The sequence below is a fragment of the Erwinia sp. MYb375 genome, assembly GCF_037479175.1.
Classification (GTDB): Bacteria; Pseudomonadota; Gammaproteobacteria; order Enterobacterales; family Enterobacteriaceae; genus Erwinia; species Erwinia rhapontici.
On record NZ_JBBGZS010000023.1, the window covers coordinates 1,858,582 to 1,874,180 of the forward strand.

Annotated in this window: 9 protein-coding genes; 2 read left to right on the top strand and 7 right to left on the bottom strand. The window is 55.4% G+C overall.

What is annotated here, in order from left to right:
- Positions 1 to 26: 26 nt before the first annotated feature.
- Positions 27 to 2,342 carry a penicillin-binding protein 1C gene (gene pbpC / locus WH279_RS21345; RefSeq protein ID WP_339458521.1) on the bottom strand — a complete coding sequence of 772 codons (2,316 nt, stop codon included), beginning with the start codon at positions 2,340 to 2,342 and terminating at the stop codon, positions 27 to 29.
- A 24-nt stretch (positions 2,343 to 2,366) separates the two neighbouring features.
- Positions 2,367 to 8,321 (bottom strand): alpha-2-macroglobulin family protein, encoded by a 5,955-nt coding sequence (locus WH279_RS21350; protein ID WP_339458524.1) that lies wholly within the window; start codon positions 8,319 to 8,321, stop codon positions 2,367 to 2,369.
- Between the two features lie 182 nt (positions 8,322 to 8,503).
- On the opposite strand from WH279_RS21350, the gene sseA reads away from it, so the two are divergent.
- On the top strand, positions 8,504 to 9,358 hold the full coding sequence (sseA, locus tag WH279_RS21355) for a 3-mercaptopyruvate sulfurtransferase (RefSeq protein ID WP_339458527.1): 855 nt from the start codon (positions 8,504 to 8,506) through the stop codon (positions 9,356 to 9,358).
- A gap of 86 nt (positions 9,359 to 9,444) precedes the next feature.
- On the opposite strand, the gene sseB is transcribed toward sseA, so the two are convergent.
- The 5 genes from sseB to trmJ all read right to left on the bottom strand — a co-directional run bounded on the left by sseB (position 9,445) and on the right by trmJ (position 14,516).
- Positions 9,445 to 10,224, bottom strand: a complete 780-nt coding sequence (gene sseB / locus WH279_RS21360; protein ID WP_339458529.1) for an enhanced serine sensitivity protein SseB — start codon at positions 10,222 to 10,224, stop codon at positions 9,445 to 9,447.
- Between the two features lie 88 nt (positions 10,225 to 10,312).
- Positions 10,313 to 11,602 carry an aminopeptidase PepB gene (gene pepB, locus WH279_RS21365; RefSeq protein WP_339458531.1) on the bottom strand — a complete coding sequence of 430 codons (1,290 nt, stop codon included), beginning with the start codon at positions 11,600 to 11,602 and terminating at the stop codon, positions 10,313 to 10,315.
- Between the two features lie 181 nt (positions 11,603 to 11,783).
- Positions 11,784 to 12,983, bottom strand: a complete 1,200-nt coding sequence (locus tag WH279_RS21370; protein ID WP_339458535.1) for an IscS subfamily cysteine desulfurase — start codon at positions 12,981 to 12,983, stop codon at positions 11,784 to 11,786.
- A gap of 141 nt (positions 12,984 to 13,124) precedes the next feature.
- Positions 13,125 to 13,622: a Fe-S cluster assembly transcriptional regulator IscR gene (gene iscR / locus WH279_RS21375; RefSeq protein ID WP_133845857.1), complete on the bottom strand. Its 498-nt coding sequence runs from the start codon at positions 13,620 to 13,622 to the stop codon at positions 13,125 to 13,127.
- A 168-nt stretch (positions 13,623 to 13,790) separates the two neighbouring features.
- On the bottom strand, positions 13,791 to 14,516 hold the full coding sequence (trmJ, locus tag WH279_RS21380) for a tRNA (cytosine(32)/uridine(32)-2'-O)-methyltransferase TrmJ (RefSeq protein WP_200643633.1): 726 nt from the start codon (positions 14,514 to 14,516) through the stop codon (positions 13,791 to 13,793).
- Positions 14,517 to 14,783: 267 nt separating this feature from the next.
- On the opposite strand from trmJ, the gene suhB reads away from it, so the two are divergent.
- Entirely contained in the window at positions 14,784 to 15,587 is an 804-nt protein-coding gene (gene suhB, locus WH279_RS21385) for an inositol-1-monophosphatase (protein WP_133845855.1), read from the top strand.
- Positions 15,588 to 15,599 lie beyond the last annotated feature (12 nt).

Consider the following 15,599-nt stretch of genomic DNA (forward strand, 5'->3'; position numbering starts at 1 on the left):
AAAAGCGCCTGGGGATCCGTCTGAAATTAGTTGATCAACGCCACATTAATCAGACGACTGTCGGCACGGCCACGGTCGTCTACCGCACGAATACGATATTTTCCCGGGCGGGAGGGCCGCCAGTCGAGGGGCGTTTTACTGGCACTGCTACCAAGATAGACATCATCAACAAACCAGTAAACAGTGGCACTGTCCGCATCGGTCACCGCGCTGAAACTGATATTATCCCGCCCTTTCTGTGACTGCCGCAGCTGGTAAGTGGTGTTCTTCAACGGCGACGTTATGCGTGGCGCATCTCCCCCCACCGCGCCCTGCTGGCAGGTTACAGGTGGAGGCTGGCGCTTGGGCAACCCGGCCTGCATAAAGACGTTGGCAAGATCGGAGGGCCAGAACTCAAACACTTCAATATGGCTGGTCTCTGTATCCCAGGGGGCACAGACGGGTTGCCCACTCTGGTTATCGATACGTAAGGGGCGATAAACCGTGTCCACTTTAATCGGGGATTTACCCGGAATAAACCAGCTTTTGCCCCGCTGCTGGCACCACTGCGTGGGCAGATCGCCACTCGGCAGGCAGATTTCCACACGTTTCAGATGCACCGGGAAGCGATGCTTAGGCTCACTCAGTCCCGGATAACTGGCAATCACACTGTCGATAATATTGAAAAACAACGGTGCGGCAGCCTCAACGCCGACAAACGCGTTATTGCCCTGCCCGTTAAAGTTCCCCTGCCACACCACCAGCACATAAGGGCCAAAAATACCGACGCTCCATGCATCGCGAAAACCCCAGGAGGTGCCGGTTTTCCAGTAAACCGGTAGCGATGACGGACGCTGCGCTAATGTATCGCCAGGGCGGCGGTGCTGACGCAGAATATCCAGCGTCATAAAACTGGCCTCTTCACTCAGCAGACGGAATGCCGGCGACTGAGGGTCCTGCTGACGCAGCCGCAGCGCGCGAACTTCACCCCGGTTGGCCAGCATCGCGTAGAGTTTCGCCAGTTCCTGGGCCGTCACCTCTCCCCCCCCCAGCACCAGAGACAGCCCGTAATGTTTTTCGCTGGCAAGATTACTGATACCCGCCAACTGTAAAAACTGATAGAAACCCGGCTGGCGCAGCCTTGAAGCAATGGTCACCGCCGGAATATTTCGGCTGAAATTCAGGGCATCGGTCGCAGTCACCGGCCCGAGGAAGCGGCGGTCAAAGTTCTCGGGCGCATAGCTGCCGAAAGAGTACGGCACATCTTTCAGAACGGTCATCGGATGCAGCACGCCCTGCTCCATCCCCAGTGCATAAATAAAGGGCTTCAACGCGGAACCCGGGGAACGTTTAGCGTTTGTGCCATTCACCTGCCCCTGAATCTGGCGGTTGTAATAGTCGGCCGAGCCGACCATAGCACGTACTCCCATATCGCGGCTGTCCACCAGCAGCACGGCGGTATTTTGAATCCCCCGGCTCTGATTACGGCGAATAAACGCGTTGACCTGTCTTTCAACCAGCCGTTGCAGACTGGCATCCAGCGTGGTGTCCACCCGGGGCTGACGTTCTCCGATCTGCAACTGTTCAATGAAGTGCGGTGCGATAAAAGGCAAATCCTGCGGCTGACGCAGGGCTAACGGCAGCTGAAACAGCGCTTGCTGGCTGTGGTCGGTAGGATAATGCTGCTGCCAGCGCAGGAATAAGCGGTTGCGCGCCTGCATCAGCGGCGGGCTGACTTCATCACTGCGAGGATTAATACGCAAACTGGGAGACTGAGGCAGTACCGCCAGCGTCAACGCCTCTGCCAGCGTCAACTGTGCAGGGGGTTTGGCAAAGTAGATCAGGCTGGCTGCACCAATACTTTCGATGTTACGCCCATACGGCGCGTAATTCAGATAGGCTTCCAGGATATCGTGTTTGGAATAACTGAGTTCAAGCTGAAGGGCACGCAACACCTGAACTGTCTTGCCTTTTGGCGATCGGGTATTCAGTTGCCACACCATGCGCGCCAGTTGCATGGTGATGGTCGATCCGCCCTGCTTATTGCCGCCCAGCACATAGCTGCGCCAAAAGCCCCGCGCCAGACTTAGCGGGTTTACGCCGGGGTTGTACCAGAACCAGCGATCCTCATGCAGCAACAATCCGTCCACCGCCAACGGCGAGATCGCCTCCAGAGGCGTCCACTGACGATAGCGGTCATCGCTGGCCAGCGACAGCCGTAGCAATGTGCCGTGACGGTCATACCATGCCGTAGACAGCGGGACACCTTGTGATAACGGCGGATGTGGCCACAAACGAAAGCCTGCCAGCAGCAGCGCCAGTAATCCCAGCGCCACTGCCAGATTTTGCAACAGACGTTTCATGTGTTCATGCTACCCAAAGCCCGGTTATTCAGCCGGTACCACATCAATTTTGCCTGCGCTGGCTGACATCGCCTGAATTTCACGGTCATACATCGCTTCACCGTACGCCGGAGGAATGACAAAACTTCCGGTGTTGGTGGCTTTGATTTGGTAAACAAACTCCTGCAGTTCCGTGGTGGCACTGCCATAGATGATCACACGATCTTCACGAATATCGCTGAAGTCCGGTGCCCAGGTTGACCCGCTTGCCGCCAGCGGCGACTGCCAGCCTGCAGAAGATGCTTCCTGTTGTTCCTCATCGTCCGTCTCCGGCGGTGGAGGCGTTTGCTGGACCACTTCAAATCCACCTGGCAACAGGTCAACTATCGCCAGATTACTCAGCGCTGCTTTTGAATTCGCACGAATTTTCAGATGCACGTTAATGGTCTGGCCCAGTTGGATTTTGTCGACCGTTTTACCGGCGGCATCGGTGTAATCACGGCTGATTTCCAGCCCACGGCTGATCGCTTTCTCTGGCGCTGCCAGGTCATAACCGGCCTGTGTGACCACATACCAGGCGGGTGCGTTTCCGGCATTACGGAACTGAACAGAAGCCGCATCCCCAGTGAAGTTACCCTGTGCAAACCGTCCCTGTAGCGCGGAAATCAGCTGAGCGACTTTATTGTCACGCCCCAGTTGATTAATCGTCAGCGCCTGCGGATCGTTTTGCTGTGCCACCTGTTCTGAGTAGCTTTCCAGCGCCAGAATGCTCATCGCCGCGGAGAAGGTGGTGTAACGCTCTTCCCTCAGTGCCTGCACCATATTTTCCAGCAGCTGCGGCGGGATCGCCGATACTTTTTCCGGGAAGTGACGGGTAATCAGATACAACCGGGTCGCATCCTGTACCAGCGGATCGTAGTAGTTTTGCGTCCACCAGGTTTTACTATAGGCCTGATTCAGTGCCTGCCAGCCCGGCTTGAACAGTCTTTCCGCTTCATCATCAGCCTTGAGTAAGCGCCATGAGGAGGCCAGATACAGCGCACTAAGATCGGTTTGCCAGCTGTCCGGGTAACGTTTTTTCAGCGTCTCCTGTACTGAGGCCAGTGCATTCGTGGTGATTTCGCCCTGCCGCGTGAGCAGATAAACGGCCCAGGCGCGCAGACGGAGGTGGTAGAGGTCTTCATAACCGTTGGCCGCCAGTGCGCGCAGTGCAACATTAGCATCGTCCAGCATCCCAGCAGGCAGCGGATAACCGGCGGCTTTCGCCTCCAGTAGGTACTGCACCACATACGGTGTAATAAACGGATCGGCCTGCGGTGATGCCATCCACAGCCCGACAGCACCGTCAGCGTTCTGGCGTGAACGCAACACGTCGAGAATGCCTTTCAGTTGCTGACGCACTTTATCCGCATCCAGATTGCCACGCAGTTCCGGGTGTTCACTCTGCAACAACAGCGGGATCGACTGGCTGACAATCTGTTCAGAGCAGTAGTATGGGTAGTTCGCCAGATAACTTGCCAGCCCGCTGGTTAACACCAGCGGTGAGTTCGATACCGCAGCCTGACGCTGTGCATAAGCACCGAACATCTGGCGTAAATTATCCACCTGCTGCTGATTCCCGCTCATGCGTCCCATCACCGTCTGGATTCGGAACGGCATTGCCGGGCGTACCGAGGTACTGATCGTCCGGCGGCTGGTTTTATCACTGTATTGCGCACTAAAGACCAGCGGCGCATCACCCAATTCAGATTTAGCACGCAGACGGAAGTTGACCACACCCTCATGTTTAGCCGCCAGTTCAAGCGAGTGCTGCGATTCACCGACCACTTCCAGCTGCGGCGGAGGCGTCACCTTGATTGCCACCGGCAGTTTGCCATCACCCAGGCTTTCCAGGTTATTACTCACGCCCACGCTGACGTCAAATTCATCCCCCGGAGCGACCATAGAGGGGACGTTCGGCGTCAGAATAAAGTTGTCACGCACGGTGGTGCCTGTTTGCGCTTTACCTATTTTTTCTGGCGTGACCGAAATCGCCATCACCCGAATTTTACCGTTGAAATAGTCCGGCACCGGATAAGTAAACTGTGCGTGGCCGTTCACTTCGGTGATCCCCGACCAGTACGCCACCGGCTTGTCACGTTTACGTTTGAACGGGTTGAGGTGCAGATCGAGGCCTTCACCGCCGTCACCACCTGGGGCAGAGGTCAGCGACATCAGCTTGCTGAATTCTGGCAGGATCAGATCAAGGATCTGCGAGCTTTCAACGTTCAGTTCACGCTTACGGAAGAAGTAATCCAGGGGATCGGTCAGACGATAACGCGCCACCTGCAAGATCCCTTCATCCACGGCAAAGACGGCCACCTGCTGCGGGCCATCCGTGGTGACGTTAATAGTGAGATCTTCGCCTGGCTTAATCACCTCTGGCACATCGAGTTTCAGGGTGTTTTTTCGCGCTTCGTTACTGATTTTAAACGGCATCACACCATAACTGAGCGGGCTCATGAAGATCTCATCCGAGTTAATATCACGGACGAACTGCACGTTAATATAGGCATTGCCCTCAAGCTCTGCCGGAATGCGGATCTTCTGCACCGAGTTAGTGGTGGTGGTGTGGAACCACTGCCAGCTGTAGACACGATCTTTTTCAATGGTGATCAGGCCGCTGCCGGTATAGGGTGCGTTAATCGCCACTTCAATTTCACTGCCCGGCTGATACTTGTCACTGTTTAGCTTCAGTTTCAGTTCGGCATTACGATCGAGCGAGCGGGTCAGGTTGGCTTCACCCGTCACGCTATAAGCGATGCGGTTGAGCACCTCACCTTTGGCATTTTCAACCACCAGCACGAAATCACCCGGCTTATCGGTCGCCAGTGCCATCGAGTGACCGCTGGCAGGTAAATCGAGTGCAGCATCGGAAACCGGGATCTCTTTCAGCCTGGATTGATATTTATAGACACCGGACTCCTGACGCGTCAGCACCGACAGATATTTTTGCTCCAACAGGCGCAGCGTCAGGCCGTTAAGCGCAATGGTATCCAGCGACGGATTAATGGCGATCAGATTCACGTTGCGCTGGGCATTTTGATGAATGTAACCCAGCTCACCATCGGCTTTCACACCAATCAGATAATCATACGGAGAGACCAGCGTACGGGCGGTAGCTGCCACTGAACGACCGCCGCCAGCGACAAAGGCTTCCGACAGTAATTGCAGCTGGTAGGTCGACTCACCGAAACCGCTCAGATCCAGTTTAATCGCTGCCGCACCGTTATCATCCGTGGTGCTGTCTTCCAGTTCAGTTTCATAACCGTCACTGGCCGAACGCGCTTCATAGAAGGCGTAATCTGCATAGCGATCGAATGCCGGGTAGACGGGACGCAGCGTCATTTTGGACGCCACACGGCGCCCCTGCGCCGGGGTGCCGAACAGGTTCTGGACATCAATATTGGCTTTCAGTGCATCCGGCTTGACCCAGCCTTGCTGATGGTCGGGGGTCAGGGTCAGCTTGACCTTGAGCTGATCCGGTTCGAACTCTTTGACGTTAACCGCCGTGCTGCCGAGCAGGCGTGTTGAGTCGTCGTCTTTACCCGGCAGATAAAGATAGATATTCCATTCGCCCGTAGGCGAGCTTTCTTCCGTGGTAAAACTCAGTTCGTTAAATCCGCTGGCGCTGAGGGTCAACGGAACGGTGCGCATCAGCTTATCGCGCGGGTCGCGGATTTCAGCACGAACCGGAATGCCACCTACCGGCACGGACCAGTCGGCGGCCCGGGTGATCAGACCGATATGGAAGGTATCGCCCGGGCGATAGACACCACGGTCAGAGAACAGATAGCTTCCGAGAGTGCGGGTATCGTCCGGTGTGGTTTCGCCATACACATCAAAACGGGAGAAATCGAGGCCACGATCGTTGTCACGCCCGGTCGGCAGGAAGGAGACATCCCCCTCTTTTTCCACCAGGAACATCACTGGTTCACGTTCGTTGGTATACACCTCCAGCGACGGGAAACTGACGTGACCATCGCTGCCCGTCTGACGGGTCAGCAGTTTTTCACCGTTCTTCGCCACGACCGAAACCTGCGCCCCCGCCACTGGCTGGCCGCCGCTGATCGACTGCACAAACAGGTCACGCGTTTTATCCTGCGAACGTTTGGCAATGATGCCCAGATCGGTCACCACCACAAAGCGTGAATCCCCGGTGATCGCCTGCTGCGATTCCTCTTCCTGATACTCCTCTTCCTGAGGCTGGGCCTCTTTCTGCTGCGGTGACCATTCAGACAGGGTCAGCAGGAAGATGCCGCGATGGGAATCGGGACGGGTTGAGAGATAGCGCGACAGGTCGATGCCCTGATAGCTGACCTCGCCGGGTTTATCATTATTCACCGGCGTCTGATAACGAAAGCGCTCGGTGAAGTATTCGTCGTTCAGGCGGTTGAAATCAGCCGAAGCGAACTGGCGGCTTTTAAACGAGACGATATGCTGCAACTGGCTGGGGATAACGCGTTTGATGTCCACGCGCAGCCCCGGCACGTTACGTGCGGCCACGCTAATGCGTTTATCGCCGTTAACTGACAGTAGCGCCCCCTGAGCGGCAAACTGCAGCAACTTCGGATAGTCTGGCACCTGAACCACGCGCCACTGTTTTTCCGGCATTTTGTAGCCACCATTGGACGTCATCGCAGCATCCACCGACACCAGCAAATAACGTTTTGCCGGGGCATCAAATTTGAAGCTGAACTGCGGTTGCCAGGTTTCTTCTGCTTCGTTCAGGCTGAGCGACACGACCGGAGAGCGGTTAATCACGCTCTGATCGATATTGCTCACATCCCAGGGAATGAATTCTTCTTCTGTTTGCTCACTGGCCGGACGACGTGGGTCCTTCTGCGGCAACAGCCAGGCTTTCACCCCTTTGCGAACATCGCTGTCACGTACGGCATCGCTAAAGCCAACAATCAGTGCACGTTCGCCCTGGCTGCCGGGTTTATCGACCACTTCCGCACTAACATCACTCAGGCTAAGGCTGTAGAGATTCGGGACCGTCACCCATCCATCACTTTTACGCGTCACCGGATTGCCAGGACGTGAGGATTTCACCCCGCTGCTCACCTGCAAATGTACAGCTCCGCCGTGATCCATTGGCTGTAGCGCGGTGGAACGCACCCAGGCATTCAGTTTCTTTTCATCCCAGGTTACGCTGAACTTAAGCGGCTGTTCTGGCTGCCCCTGCGCGGCGCTCAGGCCGAGCGACAACTGTTTTTCCACGCTCTGCACATCGGCCGGCGCGTTGAATTTTATATTGAAAATAGCGCTGTGCTGGCTACTGTCCTGCGGGTCCTGATAGTACTCGCTGCTGCCAATTTGATAGTCAAAAGCAGGCACACTGAAGCGGTGGCGCGTCTGTTCAATGCGGATTTGCGGGGCCAGCAAAGTATCAGGCTCAAGAGTCGCCTCATAGCTCGCCCCCATTGGCAGCGGCTGCTGCGGGGTGAAAATCAGCGTCCAGGCATTCTGCCACTGCCATTCCCCGGCTAAGGCGGGCTTCAGGCTAATCCCTGCGCTGACCTTTTTTCCGACCAGCGTAACCGGGGCAACGGACTGATTGAATCTCAGGGTGAGCACCTGTACGGCAGGTTTTGCGGCGGTGTAGTCAACCCCTTCCGGATTCACTACCTCTACCCTGCTGTTCTGGATGGCCAGCGGAGCAACGTCAATCGGTTTAGGTCGGTTCTGCCACCAGTGCCAGCCATAAACGCCGGCAACGCCCGCAGCCGCCAGCAGCAGCACACTCAGGGCAAGGGTTTTCGGATGTCGGTCAATCCCCTGCTCAAGCCGGGCGAAGCCTGCTTTCAGGGGGGAAACCCAGCCAGGGCCGCGCCAGTTGATCTCACCCAGCAGCGGGCGTAGCAACAGCCCCAGCACGCGAAAAAGGCGCGAGAGCAGCCAGCACAGTGCTTTCAGCACGGTGAACGGTAAGCGCAGGAGAAATTTGAGCACATCCATCAGATAGAACCTTCCCTGTTACAAAATTGGTCAAAGAGTAATAGTTTATCTGCGCAATTTCTATCTGCGAATGCAAACATTTTGCAGGAATCCAGAGGCGGCTCTGAATAGTGTCATTTCGCCTTGTGATAGCTAACAAAATCGCTGACACTCAGCTAAACGTTACTGACAATGAGGCCGCGATGACGACTCCCTCTCTTTTTGTTTCTGCTGACTGGCTGGCAGAGCATCTGACCGATGACAACATCCAGGTTCTGGACGCACGCATGCTGCCGCCAGGACAGGAGAAAACCCGCAACATCCAGGAAGAGTATCTGGCAGAGCATCTGCCAAATGCGCCCTTTTTCGATATTGAGGCCCTGTCGGACCATACCAGTGCTTACCCGCATATGTTGCCGCGAGCGGAAACGTTCGCAGTGGCGATGCGTGAGCTGGGGATCAGCGATGATAAACATCTGGTTATCTACGATGAGGGCAATCTGTTCTCAGCTCCCCGCGCCTGGTGGATGCTGCGTCACTTCGGTGTGAAGCAAATTTCCATTCTGGCTGGCGGGCTGGCGGGCTGGAAACAGGCACAACTGCCGCTGGAAAGTGGTGCCCTGAACATCGTGGAAGGCGAGTTCGAGGCCGATCAGGGTGAAGGCGAAGTCAAACGTGTCACTGATGTCCTGCTGGTTAGTCATGAAGGTGGCGCGCAGATTATTGATGCCCGTGCTGCTAACCGTTTTCACGGAGAAGTGGATGAACCCCGTCCTGGACTGCGCCGTGGACGCATTCCAGGCAGCCTGAACGTTCCCTGGAACTCGCTGGTCACCGAAGGGCGTTTGAAACCCGCTGCGGAATTACAGGCAATATTCAGTCAGCAGGGTGTGGATTTGTCGCAGCCTGTGATTGCCAGCTGTGGTTCTGGCGTCACCGCGGTGGTGGTGATTCTGGCGTTAACCAGCCTCGGCGTGAAAAACGTCGCGTTATACGACGGTTCCTGGGGCGAATGGGGAGCGCGTAACGACCTGCCGATCGTTAACGATTCACTGTAGCGGCGGATCGTCTTCGATCCGCCAGCAGCAACGGGGATCGCGCGTGGGATGACCGAAAAAGGATCGTCCCATGCAGCAAACGATCGTTAATCGATGTTTTTGACTTTGAAATCTCGCAGGAAACTTCCCCAACGCCGTTCATAGAATGGTGTGATATGGGCAATAAAGAAGTGGCTGATACCTTTCTCCCCTTCCACGACCTGGCAAATATCAATCGGGCTATCGTCCAGCAGCGTATCCGTTGCCACACTGCCTGCCGCCTGAATCACTGCTTCAAGATCGCCATCGCCTTCAATGCCAATCAGCAGATTAGCGGGCTGGTCAGCATGTTCTTTGATCTCCGCCACGTAGGCGCGGCGCACGGTTTTATACTTGGCAAACAGCTGGGTCAGCGAATCGATCATCTGTGCCGGAGGCTCAGCAATTTCCGACAGCAACAGCGAGGTTCCGCCTTCCAGCACCGTCTGCTGGCTGAGAGCACTGCTGCCCTCATCTAACAGGTGGGCAATTTCACGCGGAGAAAACTCTTTGCCGTTGGGCAATTTCGGATTCAGAAACAGCGCTTCGCCCAGGGTCATTTCGAACAATGTGCGCACTGGCATCACCAGATAAGCCTGCTCGGCGCTCACGGCCTGTTGCAGTGCTTCCGCAGACGTGAAGAACGGAATAATGCTGGTACCGTCTTCTTTTTCCCAGTGCTGTAAATCAACCGGAGTGCTGGCATCGATCGCCTGCTCAGGCCGCGCGCTTTCGCCGGGGACCACAACGCTGGCATCCATCAGCAGGGCAAAAAACTCCGGACGGTGCGCCGGCTCTACTGCTGCCAGTTTCAGCACCTCTTCCAGCCGCGGGTTAAGATCGTTCATGAATGTGTTCCAGACAAGACTGTGGGCGGACCGGTAAAAAGGGTCCGCTCCTGGAAGGGCCCGACCGTGTTGCGATCGGCCCGTTATATTACGCTTTGTTTAACAGCAGGTTCGCAACGGCACGCACACCCAGCCCGGTGGCACCCGCAGACCACTGATCCACGGCACCTTTACGGTAGGTAGCCGAACAGTCGATGTGCAGCCAGCCCTGCTTGTATTCACTGACGAAATGCGACAAGAACGCAGCGGCGGTGCTGGCCCCGGCAGAGTGCGACGGGCTGGCAATATTGTTCAAATCAGCAAAATTTGACGGCAGATGACTGCGGTGGAACTCCGCCAGCGGCAGACGCCAGAACGGCTCGTTCTCCCCGGCAGCACTTTCCAGCAACGACTGCGCCAGCGCATCGTCAAAGCTGAACAACGCATGGTAATCGTTACCTAATGCGGTTTTTGCTGCACCCGTCAGGGTCGCCGCATCAATAATCAGTTCAGGGTTGAGCGCACTGGCATCAATCAGCCCATCGGCCAGTACCAGACGGCCTTCGGCGTCGGTGTTCATCACCTCAACGGTTTTGCCATTGCGGTAACGAATAATGTCGCCCAGTTTAAAGGCATTGCCGCTGACCATATTATCCGCGCAGCACAGGATCAGTTTCACACGTTTGTTCAGACCACGGCTGATTGCCAGCGCCAGTGCACCGGTCAGCGTCGCCGCCCCTCCCATATCCGACTTCATGGAGTCCATAAAGCCGCTCTGTTTCAGGCTGTATCCGCCAGTATCAAAGGTGATCCCTTTACCGACCAGGCAGGCGTATACCGGGGTGTCATCGTTGCCACCGGGATTATAATCCAGCGTCAACAGTACCGGGCTGCGCGATGAACCGCGCCCGACAGTATGCAGCCCCAGATAGTTTTGCTTTTTAAGGTCATCACCTTTCGTAATGCGGTAACTGACCGCATCACAGGCCACATCACACAGCAGGTCAATGGCACGGGTGGCTAACTGTTCCGGCCCCAGCTCTTCAGCGGGCAGGTTAATAGTGTCACGCACCCAGTCGATAATTTTCAGACGGTTGTTCAGCTCCGCCTGTTCGGCATCTGCCAGCGCGGCCCACTGCACTTCGCGCTCGCCTTTTGGACCACGGTAGCCCTGCCAGAACGCCCAGCTGTTCTCCAGATCCCAGCCATCGCCGCTCAGGCTGACATGACGGATACCCTGGCTATCAATTTTGCGCGCAGCGCGCTGGATAGTGGCCAGCGGTTCACTGCCGGTAAGATGGATAGTCAGGCCGCTGTCGTTGCTGCTCAGGATCGCTTTTTCGCCCCAACGCAGATCGGCCGCAGCCGTTGACAGGGTAATATTCATAGAGGTGGTCATCGCATGGCTCCTTTTCATTATTTCATCTTTCAGACCGGGTTTTGACCGGCCGCTGCGATTTTTCCGCAGGAGGATTGTACAACCAGACTAACAGAAATGTGACAGGGATGTTTTCGTGGGATGCGGCGTACTGCGCAGAACGGGCCAGAATCTGGCCCGTTACTGTTTCTGCAGGTGAGGATCAACCTGCCTGTACAGCGCCGCTGGCTTTAAACGCTTTCCATTGAGGGGAAAGCTCACGCAGACGGCTAAGGGATTTTTGCACCAGCTGAATGGTGTAGTCGATCTCTTCTTCGGTGGTAAAACGCCCGAGAGAGAAACGGATCGAGCTGTGCGCCAGTTCATCGTTAAGGCCAATGGCCCGCAGCACGTAAGACGGCTCCATACTGGCAGAGGTACAGGCTGAACCGGTTGAGACCGCCAGATCCTTCAGGGCCATAATCAGTGACTCACCATCAACGTAATTAAAGCTGACGTTGAGGATATTCGCCGCGCCTTGCTCCAGTGAACCGTTGAGGTACACCTCTTCAATCGTGCCAATACCCACCCACAGACGGCTACGCAACGCACCTAGCCGCACCATCTCGCTGGCCATTTCTTCTTTGGCGATGCGATAGGCTTCACCCATTCCCACAATCTGATGCACCGGCAGTGTACCGGAACGCATACCGCGTTCGTGACCGCCACCGTGGATCTGGGCTTCCAGACGGATACGCGGTGCACGGCTGACATAGAGCGCACCGATGCCTTTCGGTCCGTAAATTTTATGCGCAGAGAAAGACATCAGATCGACTTTCAGCACACTCAGATCGATAGGTAATTTACCCACACTCTGCGTGGCATCAACATGGAAAATCACCCCGCGCTCACGGCACAGTTCGCCGATAGTGGCAATATCCTGCACCACGCCGATCTCATTATTGACGTGCATAATTGACACCAGCACCGTGTCATCACGCAGCGCCGCGGTCAACTGTTGCAGATCCAACGTGCCATCAGGGCGCGGGTTCAGATAAGTGACGCTGAATCCCTCACGCTCTAACTGAGCACAGGTATCCAGAACCGCTTTATGCTCCGTGGTACAAGTGATGATGTGACGTCCCTTTTCCTGATGGAAAGTGGCTGCACCTTTGATGGCGAGGTTGTTGGCTTCTGTTGCACCGGAGGTAAAGACGATTTCACGTGGGTCAGCGCCCACTAATTCTGCAATCTGGTTGCGGGCAACATCCACCGCTTCTTCTGACTGCCAGCCATAACGATGCGATCGTGAGGCCGGATTACCGAAGGTTCCGTCCAGAGTCAGATACTGCATCATTTTTGCGGCCACACGAGGGTCGGCGGGTGTGGTGGCGGAATAATCCAGATAAATCGGTAATTTCATTGCTCGTTAAGCTCCGGGAGGTTTCTTGATTGCCGCCCTTCTGCGCCCTGAAATCTTTGCTGGAAGCATAAATGAATAAAAGGCCCGTCAGGCCTTTTATTCATTTCCGGGGGCGGAGAACAAACCCCGCCCGGACTGCGATCAGGCGCGCAGATTGACGTTAATGGTTTCCTGCATGCGGCCGTTTGGCGCACGACGGATTTCATTGCTGTTCTGACGGTCAGCCACTTCCAGGATTTCCTGGTTGTTGACCAGTTCTGCCAGTGTAATGTTGTTGAGGAAGTCGCTGATGCGCTCACTCAGATCACGCCAAAGCACGTGAGTCAGGCAACGCTCGCCGCCCTGGCAGCCTTCTTTACCCTGACATTTAGTGGCATCAACAGATTCGTCAACGGCAGTAATCACTGCGCCCACGGCGATGGCATCAGAGCCTTTGCCCAGCAGATAACCCCCACCCGGACCACGTACGCTGGCCACCAGACCATTCTTACGCAGACGGGAGAACAGCTGCTCAAGATAAGAAAGGGAAATGCCCTGACGCTCTGAAATATCCGCTAAAGGCACCGGGCCTTCGTGGGAGTGCAGTGCAACATCAAGCATAGCGGTAACAGCATAACGGCCTTTGGATGTCAGTCTCATGGCGTTTACAACCTCAGTTATAGCCCTGGATGGGTGTTAACAAAATATGGACGCAAGTCTGACATTCCCGACTAAATTGGTCAAGTATTTAACCTACTAAAACACTCAACTATTTAACCAAGTAAAACACTCAACTATTATGCTGTTATTTTATTCACCGATACGCCCTTACTCGCCCCGTGGCTTCTCCAGCGAGGCGAGCATCCCACGCAGGATATTCAGTTCGTCACGTTCAGGACGTGCACGGGTAAACAGGCGGCGCATTTTACTCATCACCTGCCCCGGGCTGGCTTCGCGGATAAAACCGCTGCCGATCATCATTTTTTCCATATGCTGATAGAAGCGCTCAAGATCATCGACCAGTGGATACGGTGACTCAACCGGAGCTTCCTGCGCCGCTTCCAGCGACTGCAAATATGCCATACGCACTTCATAGGTAATGACCTGCACAGCCATCGCCAGGTTCAGCGAGCTATAGTCAGGGTTAGCGGCAATGGCGACGTGATAGTGGCACTTCTGCAATTCTTCGTTGGTCAGGCCAACACGTTCGCGACCAAATACCAGTGCAACAGGCGCTTGTTGGCCCTCTTCCACACTTTTTAAACCGCACTCGCGTGGGTCGAGCATCGGCCACGGCAGAGAGCGCGAGCGCGCACTGGTGCCGACCACCAGGCCACACCCGGCAATCGCTTCATCGAAAGTGTCGACAATTTTCGCATCGCCAATCACATCGCTGGCACCGGCCGCCAGGGCAATAGCCTGTGAGTCCGGTTTGACCAGAGGATTGACAAGATAAAGGTTCGTTAAACCCATGGTTTTCATCGCACGAGCGACAGAGCCCATGTTGCCAGTGTGAGAGGTCTCCACCAGCACAATTCGGATATTTTGCAGCATAAGGATTCTGGGGTCTGAGAGTTAATTCGACGATGCTAACATATTTCCAGGACATTTGCCGTTCTGCCCTGCTATACTACGCGCCGATTTATATCAGACATTGATAGCTGGCCAAAATAGCTGAAGTGGCAATAAGGCGGCAAGAAAACGAATCCCGTGAGCTTACTAAAGTAAGTGATTCGGGTGAGTGAACACAGCCAACGCCGTTGCCGCATCAGATATGAAGGCGAGACCGTTCTTTAACATCCAGCGAGACGAAACTTAACTATGCATCCAATGCTCAACATTGCCGTGCGCGCTGCGCGCAAGGCCGGAAACGTAATTGCCAAGCACTATGAAACCCCGGACTCCGTCGAAGCCAGCCAGAAAGGCAGCAATGACTTTGTCACCAATGTTGACCGTGAAGCGGAACGCCAGATTATTGAAGTGATCCGCAAGTCTTACCCACAGCACACCATCATCTCTGAAGAGTGCGGTGAACTGCCAGGCGAAGACCAGGATGTGCAATGGGTTATCGATCCACTGGATGGCACCACCAACTACATCAAACGCCTTCCCCACTTCTGTATTTCTATTGCTGTCCGCATCAAAGGCCGTACTGAAGTTGCCGTTGTTTACGATCCAATGCGTAATGAACTGTTCAGCGCCGTACGCGGCCAGGGCACCCAGCTTAACGGCTATCGTCTGCGCGGCGGCACCGCCCGCGATCTGGATGGCACCATTCTGGCCACCGGCTTCCCGTTCAAACTGAAGCAGCACGCCACTCCGTATATCAATATCCTCGGCAAACTGTTCACCCAGTGTGCTGACTTCCGTCGCACCGGATCTGCTGCGCTGGATCTGGCCTATGTGGCTGCGGGTCGCGTGGACGGTTACTTCGAGATTGGTCTGAAGCCATGGGATTTCGCCGCGGGTGAGCTGCTGGTGCGTGAAGCTGGCGGTCTGGTGACTGACTTTGTTGGCGCGCATGGTTATATGCATTCAGGTAACATCGTTGCAGGTAACCCACGCGTCGTGAAAGCGATGCTGGCCAACATGCGTGATGAACTGAGTGAAGCGCTGAAGCGTTAATTCGTCCCAGGG